General features: G+C 59.4%; 24 protein-coding genes. 14 read left to right on the forward strand and 10 right to left on the reverse strand.

Translation table 11 applies throughout. The features are described 5' to 3' along the window. Positions 1–77 precede the first annotated feature (77 nt). The 6 genes from pmbA to AC3IP0_RS04125 all read left to right on the forward strand — a co-directional run bounded on the left by pmbA (position 78) and on the right by AC3IP0_RS04125 (position 5435). On the forward strand, positions 78–1424 hold the full coding sequence (gene pmbA, locus AC3IP0_RS04100) for a metalloprotease PmbA (RefSeq protein ID WP_056728352.1): 1347 nt from the start codon (positions 78–80) through the stop codon (positions 1422–1424). Positions 1425–1674: 250 nt separating this feature from the next. Next, positions 1675–2082 carry a FagA protein gene (locus AC3IP0_RS04105; RefSeq protein WP_489326701.1) on the forward strand — a complete coding sequence of 136 codons (408 nt, stop codon included), beginning with the start codon at positions 1675–1677 and terminating at the stop codon, positions 2080–2082. Then, positions 2063–3439 carry a class II fumarate hydratase gene (locus AC3IP0_RS04110; RefSeq protein ID WP_489326702.1) on the forward strand — a complete coding sequence of 459 codons (1377 nt, stop codon included), beginning with the start codon at positions 2063–2065 and terminating at the stop codon, positions 3437–3439. The genes AC3IP0_RS04105 and AC3IP0_RS04110 overlap by 20 nt, the downstream gene beginning before the upstream one ends. Before the next feature lie 27 nt (positions 3440–3466). Continuing rightward, a complete protein-coding gene (locus tag AC3IP0_RS04115; RefSeq protein ID WP_489326703.1) occupies positions 3467–3895 on the forward strand; it encodes a DUF2753 family protein in 429 nt (142 codons plus the stop codon). 2 nt (positions 3896–3897) lie between these two features. Next, a complete protein-coding gene (locus tag AC3IP0_RS04120; protein ID WP_489318358.1) occupies positions 3898–4509 on the forward strand; it encodes a superoxide dismutase in 612 nt (203 codons plus the stop codon). A 32-nt stretch (positions 4510–4541) separates the two neighbouring features. Further along, complete coding sequence (locus AC3IP0_RS04125; protein WP_489318359.1) at positions 4542–5435, forward strand: ZIP family metal transporter; 894 nt, start codon at positions 4542–4544, stop codon at positions 5433–5435. A 28-nt stretch (positions 5436–5463) separates the two neighbouring features. On the opposite strand, the gene AC3IP0_RS04130 is transcribed toward AC3IP0_RS04125, so the two are convergent. From AC3IP0_RS04130 to AC3IP0_RS04175, 10 genes are all read right to left on the reverse strand, one after another. Further along, positions 5464–5736 carry an HPr family phosphocarrier protein gene (locus tag AC3IP0_RS04130; protein WP_057716420.1) on the reverse strand — a complete coding sequence of 91 codons (273 nt, stop codon included), beginning with the start codon at positions 5734–5736 and terminating at the stop codon, positions 5464–5466. Positions 5737–5751: 15 nt separating this feature from the next. Beyond that, a complete protein-coding gene (gene rapZ / locus AC3IP0_RS04135; protein ID WP_489318360.1) occupies positions 5752–6609 on the reverse strand; it encodes an RNase adapter RapZ in 858 nt (285 codons plus the stop codon). A 2-nt stretch (positions 6610–6611) separates the two neighbouring features. Next, the gene (gene ptsN / locus AC3IP0_RS04140) at positions 6612–7076 is read right to left on the reverse strand and encodes a PTS IIA-like nitrogen regulatory protein PtsN (RefSeq protein WP_008046148.1); all 465 of its coding nucleotides are present in this window, start codon (positions 7074–7076) and stop codon (positions 6612–6614) included. Positions 7077–7088: 12 nt separating this feature from the next. Further along, complete coding sequence (gene hpf / locus AC3IP0_RS04145) at positions 7089–7397, reverse strand: ribosome hibernation-promoting factor, HPF/YfiA family (protein ID WP_007941242.1); 309 nt, start codon at positions 7395–7397, stop codon at positions 7089–7091. A 74-nt stretch (positions 7398–7471) separates the two neighbouring features. After that, entirely contained in the window at positions 7472–8965 is a 1494-nt protein-coding gene (locus tag AC3IP0_RS04150) for an RNA polymerase factor sigma-54 (protein WP_015093497.1), read from the reverse strand. A gap of 245 nt (positions 8966–9210) precedes the next feature. Then, on the reverse strand, positions 9211–9936 hold the full coding sequence (gene lptB / locus AC3IP0_RS04155) for an LPS export ABC transporter ATP-binding protein (RefSeq protein WP_008054366.1): 726 nt from the start codon (positions 9934–9936) through the stop codon (positions 9211–9213). Further along, entirely contained in the window at positions 9936–10484 is a 549-nt protein-coding gene (lptA, locus tag AC3IP0_RS04160; protein ID WP_489318361.1) for a lipopolysaccharide transport periplasmic protein LptA, read from the reverse strand. The genes lptB and lptA overlap by 1 nt, the downstream gene beginning before the upstream one ends. Further along, entirely contained in the window at positions 10471–11043 is a 573-nt protein-coding gene (gene lptC, locus AC3IP0_RS04165; RefSeq protein ID WP_095944269.1) for an LPS export ABC transporter periplasmic protein LptC, read from the reverse strand. The genes lptA and lptC overlap by 14 nt, the downstream gene beginning before the upstream one ends. 7 nt (positions 11044–11050) lie before the next feature. Beyond that, positions 11051–11575, reverse strand: a complete 525-nt coding sequence (locus AC3IP0_RS04170; RefSeq protein ID WP_008018712.1) for a KdsC family phosphatase — start codon at positions 11573–11575, stop codon at positions 11051–11053. After that, positions 11575–12549: a KpsF/GutQ family sugar-phosphate isomerase gene (locus AC3IP0_RS04175; RefSeq protein ID WP_489318362.1), complete on the reverse strand. Its 975-nt coding sequence runs from the start codon at positions 12547–12549 to the stop codon at positions 11575–11577. The genes AC3IP0_RS04170 and AC3IP0_RS04175 overlap by 1 nt, the downstream gene beginning before the upstream one ends. 275 nt (positions 12550–12824) lie before the next feature. Between AC3IP0_RS04175 and AC3IP0_RS04180 the strand changes: the two genes are divergently transcribed. From AC3IP0_RS04180 to hisG, 8 genes are all read left to right on the forward strand, one after another. Then, positions 12825–13634, forward strand: a complete 810-nt coding sequence (locus AC3IP0_RS04180) for an ATP-binding cassette domain-containing protein (RefSeq protein WP_007986707.1) — start codon at positions 12825–12827, stop codon at positions 13632–13634. Next, positions 13634–14431: a lipid asymmetry maintenance ABC transporter permease subunit MlaE gene (gene mlaE, locus AC3IP0_RS04185; protein ID WP_489318363.1), complete on the forward strand. Its 798-nt coding sequence runs from the start codon at positions 13634–13636 to the stop codon at positions 14429–14431. The genes AC3IP0_RS04180 and mlaE overlap by 1 nt, the downstream gene beginning before the upstream one ends. Further along, positions 14431–14898: an outer membrane lipid asymmetry maintenance protein MlaD gene (mlaD, locus tag AC3IP0_RS04190; protein WP_111280917.1), complete on the forward strand. Its 468-nt coding sequence runs from the start codon at positions 14431–14433 to the stop codon at positions 14896–14898. Before mlaE ends, mlaD begins: the two co-directional genes overlap by 1 nt. 11 nt (positions 14899–14909) lie before the next feature. Then, positions 14910–15563: an MlaC/ttg2D family ABC transporter substrate-binding protein gene (locus AC3IP0_RS04195; RefSeq protein WP_489318364.1), complete on the forward strand. Its 654-nt coding sequence runs from the start codon at positions 14910–14912 to the stop codon at positions 15561–15563. After that, on the forward strand, positions 15560–15865 hold the full coding sequence (locus AC3IP0_RS04200) for an STAS domain-containing protein (protein WP_223455587.1): 306 nt from the start codon (positions 15560–15562) through the stop codon (positions 15863–15865). The genes AC3IP0_RS04195 and AC3IP0_RS04200 overlap by 4 nt, the downstream gene beginning before the upstream one ends. Positions 15866–15979: 114 nt before the next feature. Beyond that, on the forward strand, positions 15980–16219 hold the full coding sequence (locus tag AC3IP0_RS04205) for a BolA family protein (protein WP_007912386.1): 240 nt from the start codon (positions 15980–15982) through the stop codon (positions 16217–16219). 22 nt (positions 16220–16241) lie between these two features. Then, positions 16242–17507 carry a UDP-N-acetylglucosamine 1-carboxyvinyltransferase gene (gene murA, locus AC3IP0_RS04210; protein ID WP_489318365.1) on the forward strand — a complete coding sequence of 422 codons (1266 nt, stop codon included), beginning with the start codon at positions 16242–16244 and terminating at the stop codon, positions 17505–17507. Between the two features lie 125 nt (positions 17508–17632). Beyond that, positions 17633–18268: an ATP phosphoribosyltransferase gene (gene hisG / locus AC3IP0_RS04215; RefSeq protein ID WP_008018703.1), complete on the forward strand. Its 636-nt coding sequence runs from the start codon at positions 17633–17635 to the stop codon at positions 18266–18268. Positions 18269–18271 lie beyond the last annotated feature (3 nt).

An 18271-nucleotide genomic window follows, 5' to 3' on the forward strand; every position in this document is an offset into this window, starting at 1 on the left:
TAACCAGTCGGGGGCCGCTTGTCCGGCCCGGTCGCTCGATGACCGTTACCGAAAGCAGAATTTGAGTGGAGAACAGCATGAGTGCAGTTGAAAGCGTCGGCCCACAAGCGTTGCCGGCACTGCAGGAACAAGTCGAGCAGATCATCGCTGAAGCCAAACGCCAGGGCGCCAGCGCCTGTGAAGTGGCAGTGTCGCTGGAGCAGGGCTTGTCGACCACGGTGCGTCAGCGTGAAGTCGAAACCGTTGAATTCAACCGCGACCAGGGTTTCGGCATCACCCTGTACGTGGGGCAGCGCAAAGGCTCGGCCAGCACTTCGGCCAGTGGTCCTGATGCGATTCGCGAAACCGTCGCCGCTGCACTAGCCATCGCCAAACACACTTCGGAAGACGAAGCTTCGGGTCTTGCGGATGCTGCGCTGATGGCGCGGGATATTCAGGATTTCGACCTGTTCCACCAATGGGACATCACTCCGGAACAAGCCATCGAACAGGCCCTGGCTTGCGAAGCTGCGGCGTTTGCCGCCGACAGCCGGATCAAGAACGCCGACGGCACCACCCTCAGTACCCATCAGGGCTGCCGCGTTTATGGCAATAGCCACGGCTTTATCGGCGGTTACGCATCGACTCGGCACAGCCTGAGCTGCGTGATGATCGCCGAGGCCGATGGCCAGATGCAGCGCGATTACTGGTACGACGTCAACCGCCAGGGCAATCTGCTCGCCGACCCGGTGAGCATCGGTCAGCGCGCTGCACAACGGGCGGCGAGCCGTCTGGGCGCGCGTCCGGTGCCGACTTGCGAGGTGCCGGTACTTTTTTCGGCAGAGTTGGCTGGGGGGCTGTTCGGCAGTTTCCTGTCGGCGATTTCCGGCGGCAGCCTGTATCGCAAATCGTCCTTCCTTGAGGGTACCCTCGGGCAGAAGCTGTTTCCTGAGTGGCTGACCATCGACGAACGTCCGCATCTGATGCGTGCCATGGGCAGCGCAGCGTTCGACGGTGATGGTTTGGCGACCTACGCCAAACCGTTCGTCGAAAAGGGCGAGTTGGTGTCGTACATCCTCGGTACCTATTCCGGCCGCAAGCTCGGCATGCCGAGCACGGCCAACGCCGGCGGCGTGCACAACCTGTTCGTCACCCATGGCGACGAAGACCAGGCTGCCTTGCTGCGGCGCATGGGGCGCGGGCTGTTGGTCACCGAGTTGATGGGCCAGGGCCTGAACATGGTGACCGGTGATTATTCCCGCGGTGCGGCGGGTTACTGGGTCGAGAACGGCGAAATCCAGTTCGCGGTGCAGGAAGTGACCATCGCCGGCAACATGCGCGACATGTTCAAACAGATCGTGGCCGTGGGTAATGATCTGGAGTTGCGCAGCAACATTCGCACCGGTTCGGTGCTGATCGAGCGGATGACAGTGGCAGGCAGCTAAGCCTCGGCCGCTTCACCAAAAGGCGCGCCACCCATTGGGTGGCGCGCCTTTTTTATTGGCTACAGCTCAAATCCCCTGTGGGCGCGAGCTTGCTCGCGATAGCGGCGTACCAGACGAAATCAATGTTGAAAGTGATGACGCCATCGCGAGCAAGCTCGCTCCCACAATGACCGTGTTGTATTTCCTCGGCCTTGTTTTGTTTCTCATTATCATTTAATAATAAATCTCATTACCGAATGAGCCCCGGATCATGAGTTCTGCCTTGCACGAGCAGCCTTACCTCGAAAGCTGGCGCTGGATGAGTCGCCAGATCCGTTGCGCGATGAACCCCGACGAGCCTCGCCTGATCGACCACTACCTGGCCGAAGGCCGGTATCTGGCCTGTTGCACGGCCACCTCACCCTGGACCGTCGCCGAAACTTCCTTCCGATTGTTGCTCGACACCGCCGCCGATGTCGCGCTGCCGTGGCACTGGCGCACTTACTGTCTCGACCAGGCTTGGCGCCCGTTGCGCGAACTGGAACGCCTCTCATTGTGCAAATGCCGCCTCAAGCGCTGGCAGAGCTACACCTGGCAACTCGCTACCTGTGAATTGCAGCCCTCGATTCCTCTTACTGAACTGGTGCAAGGATTTTCTGATGAACAAGACACGTATTGAGCGCGACAGCATGGGCGAGCTTCAAGTCCCGGAAGACGCCCTCTACGGCGCACAGACCCAGCGTGCAGTGGATAACTTCCCGATCAGCGGCAAACCGATGCCGGTTCAGTTCATCCGCGCGTTGATCCTGGCCAAAGCAGCGGCCGCCCGCGCCAACGTCGAGCTCAAGCAGATCAGCGAAGCCCAGGGCAAAGCCATCGTCGATGCGGCCCAAGGCTTGCTCGAAGGCGATTTCATGCAGCATTTTCCGGTGGATGTCTTCCAGACCGGCTCCGGCACCAGCTCCAACATGAACGCCAATGAAGTGATCGCCACGCTGGCCAGTCGCTTGCTCGGAGAGGTGGTGAACCCCAACGATCACGTCAACTGCGGGCAGAGCAGCAACGACATCATCCCGACCACCATTCATGTCAGCGCAGCACTGGCGCTCCATGAACAACTGCTGCCGGTGCTGACGCATCTGGTGCAGGTCATCGAGCGCAAGGCCGGGCAGGTTCATCACCACGTCAAGACCGGGCGCACACACCTGATGGACGCCATGCCGGTGCGCATGAGCCAGGTGCTCAACGGTTGGGCGCAGCAGCTCAAGGCCAATATCGGTCATCTGCAGGGATTGCAGCCAAGCCTGCAATCCCTGGCCCAGGGCGGCACGGCGGTGGGTACGGGTGTCAACGCCCACCCCGAGTTCGCGGCGCGTTTCAGCCGGCAGCTAAGCAAATTGACCCGGGTTGAGTTCCAGCCAGGCAAGGACCTGTTCGCGCTGATCGGTTCCCAGGACACTGCCGTTGCAGTCTCCGGACAGCTAAAGGCCACCGCCGTATCGCTGATGAAAATCGCCAACGACCTGCGCTGGATGAACTCCGGTCCGTTGGCCGGCCTTGGCGAGATCGAACTCGAAGCCTTGCAACCGGGCTCCTCGATCATGCCGGGCAAGGTCAACCCGGTCATTCCCGAGGCTACTGCGATGGTCGCGGCTCAGGTCATCGGCAACGACAGCGTGATCACCATCGCCGGTCAGTCGGGCAATTTCGAACTGAACGTGATGCTGCCGATCATCGCCCAGAACCTGCTGAGCAGCATCGAGTTGCTGGCCAATTCCAGCCGTCTGCTGGCAGACAAGGCCATCGCCAGCTTCAAGGTCAACGAAGGCCGGATCAAGGAAGCGCTGTCACGCAACCCGATTCTGGTCACCGCGCTCAACCCGATCATCGGTTACCAGAAGGCTGCCGAGATTGCCAAGAAGGCCTATCAGCAAGGCCGGCCGGTGATTGACGTCGCGCTGGAACACACCGACCTGTCGCGCAGCCAGCTGGAAGAATTGCTCAACCCGGAAAAACTCACCGCGGGCGGCGTGTAAGCCCCGTTACCGCTTTGGAGGCACGCCATGGAGCACTGGAAACGCACGATCGAAAGAGCCAATCGTTTTTTCATGCTGGGTGAACTGGTAGATGCCCGCGAGGCGTACCTGCAGGCATTGGCCCTGGCCCAAGTGCTGTTCGAGCGCTGGGCGGATGCCGACGAAGCGGTGGCGGCCTGCGTGATTTCCCATCACAACCTGGCGGACCTGCACTTGCGTCTGAACCAGCCGGAGGAGAGCGCCGAATACTTGTGTGCCATCCACCAACGGCTGTTGCAGACCCTGCAGGACCCGCGACTGCCGCAGGCATTGCGTGAAGCCGCGTTGCGCCTAAGCAGCAAGACCTACGTCGAGCTGCTGAATTTCATCAGTGAACACGGCGAATATCCGCGCACCCATCGGCTGCTGCACATCGATGTCGCTTCGCCTGCGCCTCATCATCCTGGAGTCCATTGAACATGGCTTTTACCTTGCCCGCCTTGCCGTACGCCTACGACGCCCTGGAACCGCACATCGATGCACTGACCATGGAGATCCACTACACCAAGCATCACCAGACTTACATCAACAACCTCAACGCGGCCGTCGAGGGCACTGAGTATGCCGAGTGGCCGGTGGAGAATCTGGTGTCCGCCGTTCAGCAACTGCCGGAAAATCTGCGGGCGGCGGTGATCAACCAAGGGGGCGGCCACGCCAACCATTCGTTGTTCTGGGAAGTCATGGCGCCCGGTGGTGGTGGCAAGCCCGAAGGCGCGCTGGCCAAGGCCATCGATGAACAACTGGGCGGTCTCGACAGCTTCAAGGAAGCCTTTACCAAGGCCGCGTTGACCCGCTTCGGCAGTGGCTGGGCCTGGCTGAGCGTAACCCCGCAAAAGACCCTGGTGGTGGAAAGCAGCGGTAACCAGGACAGTCCGCTAATGAACGGTAATACGCCGATTCTGGGCCTCGACGTCTGGGAGCACGCCTATTACCTGCGTTATCAGAACCGTCGTCCGGAATACATCAGCGCGTTCTACAACGTGATCAATTGGCCACAAGTCGCTGCGCGCTATCAGGCCGCACTGGTTTAAGTCTTCTGTAAAAACAAATCCAAGGCTGGGCTATGGGCACTGAAACACTGGCGATCGGAAGTGGACGGATGTTTCGTTACGCGTTTGGATCGCTGTTACTGCTGGCGGGTATGAGCCTATTGGTTGCCCACGGGCTGGCATGGCTTGATCTTGAGCCGAAGTTGCTACGTGCACTGCAGGGCGGTGCAATCTGCGCCTTGGGTACCGCGCTGGGCGCGGTGCCGGTGTTGGTGATTCGGCGGATGCCGCAGGTGCTCAGCGACACATTGCTTGGCTTTGGCGCTGGCGTGATGCTCGCGGCGACGGCATTTTCGCTGATTGTTCCGGGCATCTCTGCCGCCGAAGGGCTTGGATTGTCGCCATGGGCGTCCAGTGGGCTGATCAGCTTCGGCATTATGCTCGGCGCGTTCGGGTTGTTCCTGGTGGATCGGAAGGTCTCCGGGGCCAGCCCGGACATGCTGGTCGGTACGCTGGAGCGACCGGTCATTGCTCCGCGCATTTGGTTGTTCGTGTTTGCCATCATTGCCCACAACATCCCGGAAGGTATGGCGGTCGGTGTTTCGGCCGGTGGCGCAATGCCTGACGCCGACAGTCTCGCCATGGGCATTGCCTTGCAGGATGTGCCGGAGGGGTTGGTCATCGCTTTGGTCTTGGCCGGGGCAGGGATGTCCAGGATCAAGGCGTTCCTGATCGGTGCCGCATCAGGCTTGGTCGAACCGGTGTTCGCACTGCTATGCGCGTGGCTGGTGAGCCTGGCCGAACTGCTGCTGCCTTTGGGGTTGGCGCTGGCGGCGGGGGCGATGTTGCTGGTGGTGACCCACGAAGTCATTCCCGAGTCGCGCCGCAATGGTCATGACAAGCTTGCCAGCCTCGGGCTGCTGATGGGGTTCTGTTTGATGATGGTGATGGATACGGCCCTCGCTTGATTTGTGGTGAGGGGCTTTTGTGGTTGTTTTACTCGCCTTCGTCGAAGAAGTTGTTGATCAACGCTACCAGCGCATCCAGTGCTTCCTGTTCCTGCTCGCCTTCTGTGCTCAAGTGGATCGTGGTGCCTTTGCCGGCGGCCAGCATCATCATCGCCATGATGCTTTTGCCATCGACCATGGACTGTGGTGTACGACCGGCCCGGATCTGGCACGGGAACTGACCTGCTACCCCAACGAATTTTGCAGAAGCGCGAGCGTGCAGGCCCAATTTATTGATGATTTCGATTTCCAGAGCAGGCATCGCGATGTGAATCCTTTAGCTGAGGTCGCGGTGGCGGACCTGGACGTTCTTCAGGGATTGTTGCAGCGTCTGGCCCAGACGCTCGGTCAGGTAGACGGAACGGTGATGTCCGCCAGTGCAGCCAATGGCAATGGTGACGTAGGCGCGGTTGCTGGCGGCAAAACGAGGCAGCCACTTTAGCAGGTACGTGGAAATGTCCTGGAACATCTCTTCGACATCCGGCTGTGCCGCCAGGTATTCGGCAACCGGTTGATCGAGCCCGGACTGCTCGCGCAATTCCGGTTTCCAGTAAGGGTTGGGCAGGCAGCGCACATCGAACACCAGGTCGGCGTCCACCGGCATGCCGCGCTTGAAGCCGAAGGATTCCACCAGGAACGCAGTCCCCGGCTCGGGCTGATTCAACAGGCGCAGTTTGATGGCGTCGCGCAATTGGTACAGGTTCAGGCTGGTGGTGTTGATCTTGAGATCGGCGAGGTCGGCAATCGGCCCGAGCAGGTCACTCTCGACGCTGATGGCTTCGGCCAGCGAGCGGTTGGCGTTGGTCAGGGGGTGACGTCGGCGGGTTTCCGAGAAGCGCTTGAGCAGGGTTTCTTCGTCGGCGTCCAGGTACAGCACATCGCACTGGATGTGGCGGCTGCGGACTTCTTCGAGCAGGTCGGGGAAGCGTGACAGGTGGCTGGGCAGGTTGCGCGCGTCAATGGAAACGGCGACCAGTGGCTGCAACAGCTCGGTATGAACCAAGGCTCGTTCGGCCAACTCCGGCAGCAGGCCGGCAGGCAGGTTGTCGATGCAGTAGTAGCCGTTGTCCTCAAGAACGTTGAGGGCGGTACTTTTACCTGAGCCGGAACGGCCACTGACGATGATCAAGCGCATGATTACTGACCGTTTTGCTCGTCCAGGACAACCTGATACAGGGCTTCGTTGCTTGCAGCACTACGCAGCTTTTCGCGAACTTCCTTGCGGTCGAGCATGCTGGCGATCTGTCGCAGCAGCTCAAGGTGCGCATCGGTGGCGGCTTCCGGGACCAGCAGTACGAACAGCAGGTCAACCGGCGCACCATCGATGGCGTCGAAATCGATAGGGGCGTCCAGGTGCATCAATGCACTGATGGGCGAAACACAGCCCTTGAGACGGCAATGTGGAATGGCGATGCCATTGCCAAACCCGGTGGAGCCGAGTTTTTCACGGGCAATCAGTGCCTCGAAGACATCTTGCATCTCCAGGGCCGGCACTTCGCGGGCGATCAGATTGGCAATTTGTTCGAGGGCTTTCTTTTTACTGCCTCCCGGCACGTTCACCAGGGAACGGCCGGGGGTCAGGATACTTTCAAGTCGGATCATGGGTAGGGAGTGTTAACGACCGGTTGCGCCCTGGAGGAGGCTCTGGGTCTTTTCCTTATGTTTTTTGAGTTGTTTATCCAGCTTGTCGGTGAGTGCGTCGATCGCGGCATACATATCAGTATGTTCCGCGTTGGCGACCACTTCATTCCCGGGAATATGCAGCGTGGCTTCGATTTTCTGCTTCAGTTTTTCGACGGTCATCGTGACCTGCACATTAGTGATCTTGTCGAAATGTCGCTCCAATCGTTCGAGTTTTTCGCCGATGTAGGTGCGAAGAGGTTCGGTCACTTCCAGTTGGTGTCCACTGATGTTGACTTGCATACAGCTTCTCCTTCGTTGCCAGTGCATAAAGCGGTAGATCAGATGATCTACCACTGGAACGCTGTGGCGTGGCCCTACATCAACCGCTTGCGTTCGCTCGAAGGCGCGATCCCGAGGGATTCACGGTACTTGGCGACGGTGCGGCGAGCCACCTGAATGCCTTGTGCCTCCAGTAAACCAGCGATCTTGCTGTCACTCAACGGCTTTTTCTGATTTTCCGCTGCAACCAGTTTTTTGATGATCGCCCGGATCGCCGTGGACGAGCATTCGCCGCCTTCGGAGGTGCTTACGTGGCTGGAAAAAAAGTACTTCAGTTCATAAATGCCCCGGGGGGTGTGCATGAACTTCTGGGTGGTCACCCGTGAAATCGTCGACTCATGCATGCCCACCGCTTCGGCGATGTCATGCAGCACCAGCGGCTTCATGGCTTCGTCGCCGTACTCCAGAAAGCCGCGCTGATGCTCGACGATCTGGGTGGCAACCTTCATCAGGGTTTCATTGCGGCTTTGCAGGCTCTTGATGAACCAACGGGCCTCCTGCAACTGATTGCGCATGAAGGTGTTGTCGGCGCTGGTGTCGGCGCGGCGCACGAAACCGGCGTACTGGGCATTGACCCGCAGCCGTGGCACCGACTCCTGATTGAGCTCCACCAGCCAGCGCTCGTTGTCCTTGCGCACGATGACGTCAGGAACGACGTACTCGGCTTCGGTGGACTCGATCTGCGAGCCCGGGCGCGGGTTGAGGCTCTGGACCAGCTCGATGACCTGGCGCAGCTCATCTTCCTTGAGCTTCATGCGACGCATCAACTGGCTGTAGTCGCGGCTGCCAAGCAGGTCGATGTAATCGGTGACCAGGCGCTTGGCCTCGGCCAGCCAAGGGGTCTTTGCAGGTAACTGGCGCAATTGCAGCAGCAGGCATTCGCCCAGGTTGCGGGCGCCGATGCCGGCAGGCTCGAATTGCTGGATGCGGTGCAGGACGGCTTCGATTTCGTCCAGTTCGATGTCCAGTTCCGGGTCGAAGGCTTCGAGGATTTCCTCGAGGGTTTCGTCCAGGTAGCCCTGATTGTTGATGCAGTCGATCAGGGTCACGGCGATCAGGCGATCGGTGTCGGACATCGGGGCCAGGTTCAGTTGCCACAGCAAGTGACTCTGCAGGCTTTCGCCGGCCGAGGTGCGGGTGGTGAAGTCCCACTCGTCATCATCATTGCTGGGCAGGCTGCTGGCGCTGGTCTGGTAAACGTCTTCCCACGCGGTGTCGACGGGGAGTTCGTTGGGAATACGCTCGTTCCAGTCACCCTCATCGAGGTTATCGACCGTCGGGGCGCTTTCCTGATAGGAAGGTTCCTGAATGTCAGTGTTGGGCTTTTGTTCGGCGTTGTCGGCCAAGGGATCGGAATTATCGAAGTCGTCGCCTTCTTCCTGGCGTTCGAGCATCGGATTGGACTCCAGGGCCTCCTGGATTTCCTGTTGCAGGTCCAGGGTCGACAATTGGAGCAGGCGGATGGCCTGTTGCAGCTGCGGTGTCATCGTCAGCTGCTGGCCCATTCTCAAGACTAGCGATGGTTTCATGGCAGGGGCTTAACACCTTATTCGCCGGCGCACATGCGCCATCCACTACAGGGCGCCGGGGCGCCAAACTTAAGCAAATTATATGCCTGAAACTAAAGGGTTTGCCTAGAGCGCTGTAACAATAAAAAACTATAAAGCTGTGTTGCAGCGCTGCCCTTGTTGAGGGCTGACCACGCCCGTCTGCACGAGGCGCTGGTGAATGGCTGGTCAGGTGCCCGGGCGACTGCCTGGGCACGGCTCAGCGCTTACAGGCGGAACTCATGGCCCAGATACACTTCCTTGACCAGGTCGTTGGCCAGGATGGTCTCTGCGTCGCCTTCGGCGATCAGTTGACCGTCATTGACGATATAGGCGGTTTCACAGATATCCAGGGTTTCACGAACGTTGTGGTCCGTGATCAGCACGCCAATGCCTTTGGCCTTGAGGTGGTGAATGATCTGCTTGATGTCGCCGACCGAAATCGGGTCCACGCCGGCGAAGGGTTCGTCGAGGAGGATGAATTTCGGGTTGGTGGCCAGGGCGCGGGCGATTTCCACGCGACGGCGCTCACCACCGGACAGGCTCATGCCCAGGTTGTCGCGGATGTGACTGATGTGGAACTCCTGCAGCAAGCTTTCCAGCTCCTTGCGGCGACCGGCCTTGTCGAGTTCCTTGCGGGTCTCGAGGATGGCCATGATGTTGTCGGCCACCGACAGCTTGCGGAAGATCGATGCTTCCTGCGGCAAGTAGCCGATACCGGCCTTTGCACGGCCGTGCATCGGCTGGTGGCTGACGTCCAGGTCATCGATCAGGACGCGGCCCTGGTCGGCTTGCACCAGGCCGACGATCATGTAGAAACAGGTAGTCTTGCCGGCGCCGTTCGGGCCAAGCAGGCCGACGATCTGGCCGCTGTCGATGGACAGGCTGACGTCACGCACGACCTGGCGGCTCTTGTAGCTCTTGGCCAGATGCTGAGCTTTCAGAGTTGCCATTACTGGGCCTTTTTCTCGTCGGTTTTCTTCTTCGGCTGGATCACCATGTCGATACGCGGACGCGACTCGGTGATCTTGCTGCCTGTGGCGCGACCGGCGCTGGCGAGCTTCTTGTCCGTGTCGTAGACAATTTTCTCGCCTTGGGTGACGTTGTTGTCCTTGTCGACAACTTTGGCCTTGTCGATCAGTACGACGCGATTTTGCGAGGCGTGATACTGGATCGTCACGCCCCAGCCCTGAACAGGCTTGGTATCGCCAGCCGTTTGCAATTGCTCGAAGTACGCAAGGTTGCCCACCGAGGTCACTACGTCAATGTCGCCAGTCGGGGTGCGGGTGATGGTAACGGTGTTGCCTGTCACCTTCATCGAGCCTTGGGTGATGATCACGTCACCCTTATAGGTAGCAATACCTTGCTTGTCGTCCAGTTGGGCATCGTCGGCCTGAATGCGGATCGGCTGCTGTTGATCTTCCGGCAGAGCCCAGGCGCTCACGCTTCCCAGTGCTGCGCCCAGACTGAGCAAAATCGGGAGGGTTTTAACGAGCCTCATACTGTCCTCTTACGTTCGATAGCAGGTGTATCCTGCTTTCTTTCAAATACGCTTTCATTCCCTTGCCAGTCGATACACCGCCAGCGCCGTCGATTCTAACGTCTTGCTCGGTCTGCGCATATTGCTGCTGCGGGAACACGGTCATGCGGGTGCTGGTGATCAGGGTTCTACGGTTTTTCTCGTCGAATCGCGTGATGCGCACGTCGTCGATCAGTTCGACCTGTGTGCCATCAGGGTTGACCTCGCCGCGCAGGCTCTGGACGTGCCACGGGAATTCAGTGCCGCGGAACACATTCAGGTCGGGGTTGGTCAGCAATGTCACTTCGGTCGCTTTCAGGTGCTCGACCTTGTCGGACACCAGATCATATTGCAGCTTGCCATCCGGCAGGTACTGCACGCTGTGGGCGTTGATGGCGTAATAGTCGATTGCGCTTTCATCGACCGGCGTTACCGGCTTGTCGAGGAAGCGTTCCGGGCTGATGTTCCAGTAGCCAACCGCAGCGAATATCGCCGCGATGCAACTGTACATCAGGGTGTTGCGAAATTTTTTGCTCAGCATAGTGGGCTCACAGGTACGCCGCATTGGCCGCATCGAGGCGGTCCTGGGCGCGCAGGATCAATTCGCAGAATTCGCGAGCGGCACCTTCGCCGCCACGGGCGAGGGTGATGCCGTGAGCGTGTTCACGCACGAAACTGGCGGCATTGGCCACTGCCATGCCCAGGCCGACGCGGCGAATCACCGGCAGGTCCGGCAGGTCGTCGCCGAGGTAGGCCACCTGTTCATAGCTCAGGTTGAGTTGGGCCAACAGTTCGTCGAGTACCACCAGTTTATCTTCGCGACCCTGATAGAGGTGCGGGATACCGAGGTTTTTGGCCCGCCGCTCGACCACCGGGGTCTTGCGGCCACTGATGATGGCGGTCTGCACGCCTGCGGCCATCAGCATCTTGATGCCCTGGCCGTCGAGGGTGTTGAAGGTCTTGAACTCGCTGCCGTCTTCGAGGAAGTACAGGCGCCCGTCGGTCAGCACGCCATCGACATCGAACACCGCCAGCTTGATCTGTTTGCCGCGTTGTAGCAGGTCCGCACTCATTACATTACTCCCGCACGCAGCAAGTCGTGCATGTTCAAGGCGCCGACCGGGCGGTCTTCACGGTCGACCACAACCAGCGCGTTGATTTTATGATCTTCCATGATTTTCAGCGCTTCGGCGGCGAGCATCTCGGCGCGGGCAGTCTTGCCGTGTGCAGTCATGACCTGGTCGATGGTAGCGCTATGGATGTCGATGCTACGGTCCAGCGTGCGGCGCAAGTCACCGTCGGTAAAGATCCCGGCCAGCTTTCCATCGGCTTCCAGGATCACGGTCATGCCCAGGCCTTTGCGGGTCATTTCCATTAGCGCATCCTTCAGCAGGGTGCCGCGCTGTACTTGCGGCAACTCTTGCCCGGCGTGCATGACATTTTCCACTTTCAGCAGCAGGCGTCGACCCAGAGCGCCCCCAGGATGGGAAAAGGCGAAGTCTTCGGCGGTAAAGCCACGGGCTTCCAGCAGCGCGACGGCCAAGGCGTCGCCCATGACCAGGGCGGCGGTGGTCGACGAGGTTGGGGCCAGGTTCAGCGGACAGGCTTCGTGCTCGACGTGAACATTCAGGTTGACCTCGGCGGCCTTGGCCAGCGGCGAGTCAGGGTTGCCGGTCATGCTGATCAACTGGATGCCCAGGCGCTTGATCAGTGGCAACAGGGTCACGATTTCATTGGTGGAACCGGAATTCGAGAGCGCCAGAATGATGTCGTCGCGGGTAATCATGCCCATGTCACCGTGGCTGGCTTCAGCCGGGTGCACAAAAAACGCCGTGGTGCCGGTGCTGGCCAGGGTCGCGGCAATCTTGTTGCCGATGTGCCCCGACTTGCCCATGCCGACCACGACCACGCGGCCTTTGCTGGCCAGAATCATCTCGCAAGCGCGTACGAAATCTGCGTCGATATGGGGCAGCAGGCCTTGCACGGCTTCTACCTCGAGGCGGATGGTGCGTTGTGCTGATTGAATCAGGTCGCTGGATTGGCTCATGTCAGAAATCGTATAGCCTGATGAAAAGGCGGCGATTATAGCGGTTATGATCGAATCCCTCACGCTAGTTCGTCGCACATTGCCATCCATGGTGCCGGAAACCTTCTAAATGGGGCTTTCAACCTGTCATGCAGTTGAACATGTCCTGGCTTTGGCCTTGGGCGCGTAGCCTTTGCAGTGATATAGTTCGCCGCCAGTTCGGCCTGCCCGGGAGGTATGTGCTTTCGTCAGAAAGCCAGGCGTCCGAGTGAGAGGCTGCATCGCAAGGAGTTTAGATGAGTGCCGATAACGCCTACGCGGTCGAGCTGAAGGGACTGTCCTTCAAGCGCGGTGCGCGCAGCATTTTCAATAATGTCGATATCCGTATCCCGCGCGGCAAGGTCACCGGCATCATGGGGCCTTCCGGGTGTGGCAAGACTACGCTCCTGCGTCTGATGGGCGCTCAGTTGCGACCAACCAAGGGCGAAGTCTGGGTCAACGGTCAGAACCTGCCAAAACTGTCGCGCAGCGACCTGTTCGATGCACGCAAGCATATGGGCGTGCTGTTTCAGAGCGGCGCACTGTTTACCGACCTCGATGTCTTCGAGAACGTCGCTTTTCCGCTGCGGGTTCACACGCAACTGCCGGATGAAATGATCCGCGACATCGTCCTGCTCAAGCTGCAGGCCGTGGGCTTGCGGGGTGCCATCGAACTGATGCCCGACGAGCTTTCCGGCGGCATGAAGCGCCGTGTTGCGCTGGCCCGGGCGATCGCTCTCGACCCGCAGATCCTCATGTACGACGAGCCCTTTGTCGGCCAGGACCCCATCGCAATGGGCGTTCTGGTGCGCCTCATCCGGTTGCTCAACGATGCGTTGGGCATCACCAGCATCGTGGTATCCCACGACCTGGCCGAGACCGCGAGCATTGCCGATTACATTTATGTGGTGGGCGATGGTCAGGTGTTGGGGCAGGGTACGCCAGACGAGTTGATGAACTCGGATGAACCGCGCATTCGCCAGTTCATGACCGGTGAACCCGACGGCCCGGTTCCGTACCACTTTCCAGCGACGGATTACCGCGCAGATCTTCTGGGGAAGCGCTGATGCGCAGAATTTCATTGATAGAACGCGTTCGCCGCTTCGGCCAGGCCGGCATCGATGTGTTGGCGGTGTTCGGGCGTTCGAGCTTGTTCCTGTTCCATGCCTTGCTTGGTCGGGGCGGCATCGGTGGCGGTTTCGGGCTGCTGGTCAAGCAGTTGCATTCGGTGGGCGTGATGTCCCTGGTGATCATCGTGGTCTCCGGGGTGTTCATCGGCATGGTGCTGGCGCTGCAGGGCTTCAACATTCTTTCCAGCTATGGTTCAGAGCAGGCTGTCGGGCAGATGGTTGCCCTGACGCTGCTGCGTGAACTGGGGCCGGTGGTGACCGCTTTGCTGTTCGCCGGACGCGCAGGTTCCGCGTTGACCGCCGAAATCGGCAACATGAAGTCCACCGAGCAGTTGTCCAGCCTGGAAATGATCGGGGTCGACCCGCTCAAGTACATCATTGCGCCACGCTTGTGGGCCGGCTTCATTTCCCTGCCGGTGCTGGCGATGATTTTCAGCGTGGTGGGTATCTGGGGCGGCTCGTGGGTAGCTGTCGACTGGCTGGGAGTCTATGAAGGTTCCTACTGGTCGAACATGCAGAACAGCGTGACGTTCTCCGACGATGTGCTCAACGGGATCGTCAAAAGCATCGTCTTTGCCTTTGTGGTGACCTGGATCGCCGTATTCCAAGGCTATGACTGCGAACCCACTTCCGAGGGGATCAGTCGTGCCACTACCAAGACCGTTGTGTATGCCTCGTTGGCAGTGCTCGGCCTGGACTTTATTCTGACCGCCTTGATGTTTGGAGATTTCTGATGCAAAACCGCACCCTGGAAATCGGTGTCGGCCTTTTCTTGCTGGCTGGCATCCTGGCTTTGCTCTTGTTGGCGTTGCGGGTCAGTGGCCTGTCCCCGACTCCGAGCACTGACACATATAAACTTTACGCCTACTTCGACAATATCGCCGGTTTGACGGTCAGAGCAAAGGTGACCATGGCTGGTGTGACCATCGGCAAGGTCACGGCCATCGATCTGGATCGCGACAGTTTCACCGGTCGGGTGACCATGCAGCTGGAAAAACGCATCGATAATCTGCCGGCGGACTCTACTGCATCTATCCTGACCGCTGGCCTGTTGGGCGAGAAGTACATCGGTATCAGCGTGGGCGGGGAAGACGCCCTGCTCAAGGATGGTGGAACCATCCATGACACGCAGTCATCGCTGGTGCTCGAAGACCTGATCGGTAAATTCCTGCTCAATACCGTTAGCAAAGAAGCTAAATGAGGAACTGTTAAATGATCTCTACCTTGCGACGTGGCCTGTTGGTAATGCTCGCGGTGTTTCCGTTGGTGTCCCACGCCGTAGCGGCGCCTTCGGCGCACGATCTGGTGCAGGACACAACCAACCGTATGCTTGCGGACCTGGCGGCAAACAAAGAGAAGTACAAGAAGGACCCGCAGGACTTCTACACGGCGCTGGACAACATCGTCGGGCCGGTTGTGGATGCCGAGGGTATTTCCAAGAGCATCATGACGGTCAAATACTCGAAGAAAGCATCCCCGGCGCAGATGAAGACCTTCGAAGAAAACTTCAAGAAGGGTCTGTTCCAGTTCTATGGCAATGCCTTGCTGGAGTACAACAACCAGGGCATCACCGTCGATCCGGCCAAAGACGAGTCGGGCGACCGTACCAGCGTTGGCATGACCGTCAAGGGCAGTAGTGGCGCGATCTATCCAGTGTCCTACACGCTGGAAAAGATCAACGGCGAGTGGAAACTGCGTAACGTCATCATCAACGGCATCAACATCGGCAAGCTGTTCCGCGATCAGTTCGCCGATGCGATGCAGCGCAATGGCAACGACCTGGACAAGACCATCAATGGTTGGGCCGGGGAAGTCGCCAAGGCCAAGGAAGCCACCGACAAGCAACCAGAGCAGTCAGCCCAATGAGTGAGTCGGCAGTCCAGATGGACGAAGCGGGCGAGCTGCGACTCAGTGGCGTGCTGGATTACCGCACCGGCCCTGGCCTGCGCGAGCAGGGCAAGGCGCTGATCAAGGCCAGCAAGGCTGCGGCGCTGGTGGTCGATTGCTCGGCGGTGACCAAGTCCAGCAGTGTCGGTTTGTCGTTGCTGCTGTGCTTTATCCGCGATGCGCAGGCGGCCGGTAAGGCCCTGAGCATCCGTGGGATGCCGGATGATATGCGTGAAATCGCTCAGGTCAGCGAGATGACCGAGCTGTTGGCGCACCCCTGACACGCATCTATAAAGAAGCCCCCCGTCAGAGTCCTGCTCCGCGGGGTTCGCAGGCGCGGGGCTTTTTTGTATGATGTCCGACCCGCGCGCACAAGGCGCCGATTGAGGTTGAGCATGCAGGCCGTAGAAGTGAAGAGCTTCCTGGAAGGAAAGCTGCCCGGAACGTTGGTAGAAGTTGAAGGCGAAGGCTGCAATTTCCAGCTGAACGTGATTAGCGATGAACTGGCGGCGTTGAGCCCGGTGAAGCGTCAGCAGCAGATCTATGCCCATTTGAACCCGTGGATCACCGATGGCAGCATCCATGCGGTCACTATGAAATTTTTCAGCAGCGCGGCCTGGGCCGAGCGCACCTGAGCCCAAGGGCGTCGAGATTCTTATGGATAAATTGATTATTACTGGCGGTGCTCGTCTTGACGGCGAAATCCGCATCTCCGGGGCAAAGAACTCTGCCCTGCCGATCCTGGCCGCCACTTTGCTGTGCGATGGCCCGGTGACCGTGGCCAACCTGCCGCACCTGCACGACATCACCACCATGATCGAGCTGTTCGGGCGCATGGGTATTGAGCCTGTGATCGACGAGAAGCTCTCCGTCGAAATCGACCCGCGCACCATCAAGACCCTGGTCGCACCGTACGAACTGGTTAAAACCATGCGTGCGTCGATTCTGGTACTGGGCCCGATGGTTGCCCGTTTCGGTGAAGCTGAAGTCGCCTTGCCTGGCGGTTGCGCCATCGGTTCGCGTCCGGTTGACCTGCACATCCGTGGCCTGGAAGCCATGGGCGCCGTCATCGACGTCGAAGGCGGCTACATCAAGGCCAAGGCGCCTGAAGGCGGCCTGCGCGGTGCGCACTTCTTCTTCGATACCGTCAGCGTAACCGGTACCGAAAACATCATGATGGCTGCCGCTCTGGCCAAGGGCCGCAGCGTCCTGGCTAACGCCGCGCGCGAGCCGGAAGTGGTCGACCTGGCGAACTTCCTGAACGCCATGGGCGCCAAGGTTTCCGGCGCCGGCACCGACACCATCACCATCGATGGCGTCGAGCGTCTGCACACCACCACGTATAAAGTGATGCCAGACCGTATCGAAACCGGTACCTACCTGGTTGCCGCTGCTGTGACCGGTGGTCGCGTGAAGGTCAAGGACACCGATCCGACCATCCTCGAAGCTGTTCTGGAAAAGCTCCGTGAGTCCGGTGCCGAAATCACCTGCGGCGAAGACTGGATCGAGCTGAACATGCACGGCAAGCGTCCGAAAGCCGTCAATGTGCGGACCGCTCCGTACCCGGCGTTCCCGACCGACATGCAGGCGCAGTTCATCTCCCTCAACGCCATTGCCGAAGGCACTGGTGCTGTGATCGAGACGATCTTCGAAAACCGCTTCATGCACGTCTACGAACTGCACCGCATGGGCGCCAAGATCCAGGTCGAAGGCAACACCGCCATCGTCACCGGCACCGAAAAACTCAAGGGCGCGCCAGTGATGGCGACCGACCTGCGTGCTTCGGCCAGCCTGGTGATTTCGGCGCTGATCGCCGAAGGCGACACCCTGATCGACCGCATCTACCACATAGACCGTGGCTACGAGTGCATCGAAGAAAAACTGCAGATGCTGGGCGCCAAGATCCGTCGCGTTCCGGGCTAGTACCTGCTGCATGGGCATAAGGACATGCCCGTTGATTTGTTGAAGTCGAGCCGTTTTCGGCTCGATGTGTGTCCGGCGCCATTTGCGACCAGGCATGAGTACCTTGATAAGGACTGACGTTTCCCATGTTGACCATCGCACTGTCCAAGGGCCGCATCCTTGACGACACCCTGCCGCTTCTGGCTGAAGCGGGCATCGTGCCGACCGAGAATCCGGACAAGAGCCGCAAGCTGATCATTCCCACGACCCAGGAAGATGTACGCCTGCTGATCGTGCGAGCCACTGACGTGCCGACTTACGTCGAACATGGTGCTGCCGACCTCGGTGTCGCCGGTAAAGATGTGCTGATGGAATATGGCGGCCAGGGCCTGTACGAGCCACTGGACCTGCAAATTGCCCAGTGCAAGTTGATGACGGCCGGCAAGGTCGGTGCGGTCGAGCCCAAGGGTCGTCTGCGCATCGCCACCAAGTTCGTCAACGTTGCCAAGCGTTATTACGCTGAACAGGGTCGTCAGGTCGACATCATCAAGCTGTACGGCTCGATGGAGCTGGCACCGCTGATCGGCCTTGCCGACAAGATCATCGACGTGGTCGACACCGGTAACACGCTGCGGGCCAATGGCCTGGAGCCACAGGATTTCATTGCTGCCATCAGCTCCCGGCTGATCGTCAACAAAGCATCGATGAAGATGCAGCACGCCCGTATCCAGGCGTTGATCGACACCCTGCGCAAGGCAGTGGAGTCTCGACACCGCGGCTGATTC

This window comes from Pseudomonas sp. GL_103 (genome assembly GCF_057835175.1).

Excerpts from the sequence above, each read along its gene's own strand:
- pmbA (WP_056728352.1), top strand. The coding sequence starts at position 78 with ATGAGTGCAGTTGAAAGCGTCGGCCCACAAGCGTTGCCGGCACTGCAG.
- AC3IP0_RS04105 (WP_489326701.1), top strand. The coding sequence starts at position 1,675 with ATGAGTTCTGCCTTGCACGAGCAGCCTTACCTCGAAAGCTGGCGCTGG.
- AC3IP0_RS04110 (WP_489326702.1), top strand. The coding sequence starts at position 2,063 with ATGAACAAGACACGTATTGAGCGCGACAGCATGGGCGAGCTTCAAGTC.
- AC3IP0_RS04115 (WP_489326703.1), top strand. The coding sequence starts at position 3,467 with ATGGAGCACTGGAAACGCACGATCGAAAGAGCCAATCGTTTTTTCATG.
- AC3IP0_RS04120 (WP_489318358.1), top strand. The coding sequence starts at position 3,898 with ATGGCTTTTACCTTGCCCGCCTTGCCGTACGCCTACGACGCCCTGGAA.
- AC3IP0_RS04125 (WP_489318359.1), top strand. The coding sequence starts at position 4,542 with ATGGGCACTGAAACACTGGCGATCGGAAGTGGACGGATGTTTCGTTAC.
- AC3IP0_RS04130 (WP_057716420.1), bottom strand. The coding sequence starts at position 5,736 with ATGCCTGCTCTGGAAATCGAAATCATCAATAAATTGGGCCTGCACGCT.
- rapZ (WP_489318360.1), bottom strand. The coding sequence starts at position 6,609 with ATGCGCTTGATCATCGTCAGTGGCCGTTCCGGCTCAGGTAAAAGTACC.
- ptsN (WP_008046148.1), bottom strand. The coding sequence starts at position 7,076 with ATGATCCGACTTGAAAGTATCCTGACCCCCGGCCGTTCCCTGGTGAAC.
- hpf (WP_007941242.1), bottom strand. The coding sequence starts at position 7,397 with ATGCAAGTCAACATCAGTGGACACCAACTGGAAGTGACCGAACCTCTT.
- AC3IP0_RS04150 (WP_015093497.1), bottom strand. The coding sequence starts at position 8,965 with ATGAAACCATCGCTAGTCTTGAGAATGGGCCAGCAGCTGACGATGACA.
- lptB (WP_008054366.1), bottom strand. The coding sequence starts at position 9,936 with ATGGCAACTCTGAAAGCTCAGCATCTGGCCAAGAGCTACAAGAGCCGC.
- lptA (WP_489318361.1), bottom strand. The coding sequence starts at position 10,484 with ATGAGGCTCGTTAAAACCCTCCCGATTTTGCTCAGTCTGGGCGCAGCA.
- lptC (WP_095944269.1), bottom strand. The coding sequence starts at position 11,043 with ATGCTGAGCAAAAAATTTCGCAACACCCTGATGTACAGTTGCATCGCG.
- AC3IP0_RS04170 (WP_008018712.1), bottom strand. The coding sequence starts at position 11,575 with ATGAGTGCGGACCTGCTACAACGCGGCAAACAGATCAAGCTGGCGGTG.
- AC3IP0_RS04175 (WP_489318362.1), bottom strand. The coding sequence starts at position 12,549 with ATGAGCCAATCCAGCGACCTGATTCAATCAGCACAACGCACCATCCGC.
- AC3IP0_RS04180 (WP_007986707.1), top strand. The coding sequence starts at position 12,825 with ATGAGTGCCGATAACGCCTACGCGGTCGAGCTGAAGGGACTGTCCTTC.
- mlaE (WP_489318363.1), top strand. The coding sequence starts at position 13,634 with ATGCGCAGAATTTCATTGATAGAACGCGTTCGCCGCTTCGGCCAGGCC.
- mlaD (WP_111280917.1), top strand. The coding sequence starts at position 14,431 with ATGCAAAACCGCACCCTGGAAATCGGTGTCGGCCTTTTCTTGCTGGCT.
- AC3IP0_RS04195 (WP_489318364.1), top strand. The coding sequence starts at position 14,910 with ATGATCTCTACCTTGCGACGTGGCCTGTTGGTAATGCTCGCGGTGTTT.
- AC3IP0_RS04200 (WP_223455587.1), top strand. The coding sequence starts at position 15,560 with ATGAGTGAGTCGGCAGTCCAGATGGACGAAGCGGGCGAGCTGCGACTC.
- AC3IP0_RS04205 (WP_007912386.1), top strand. The coding sequence starts at position 15,980 with ATGCAGGCCGTAGAAGTGAAGAGCTTCCTGGAAGGAAAGCTGCCCGGA.
- murA (WP_489318365.1), top strand. The coding sequence starts at position 16,242 with ATGGATAAATTGATTATTACTGGCGGTGCTCGTCTTGACGGCGAAATC.
- hisG (WP_008018703.1), top strand. The coding sequence starts at position 17,633 with ATGTTGACCATCGCACTGTCCAAGGGCCGCATCCTTGACGACACCCTG.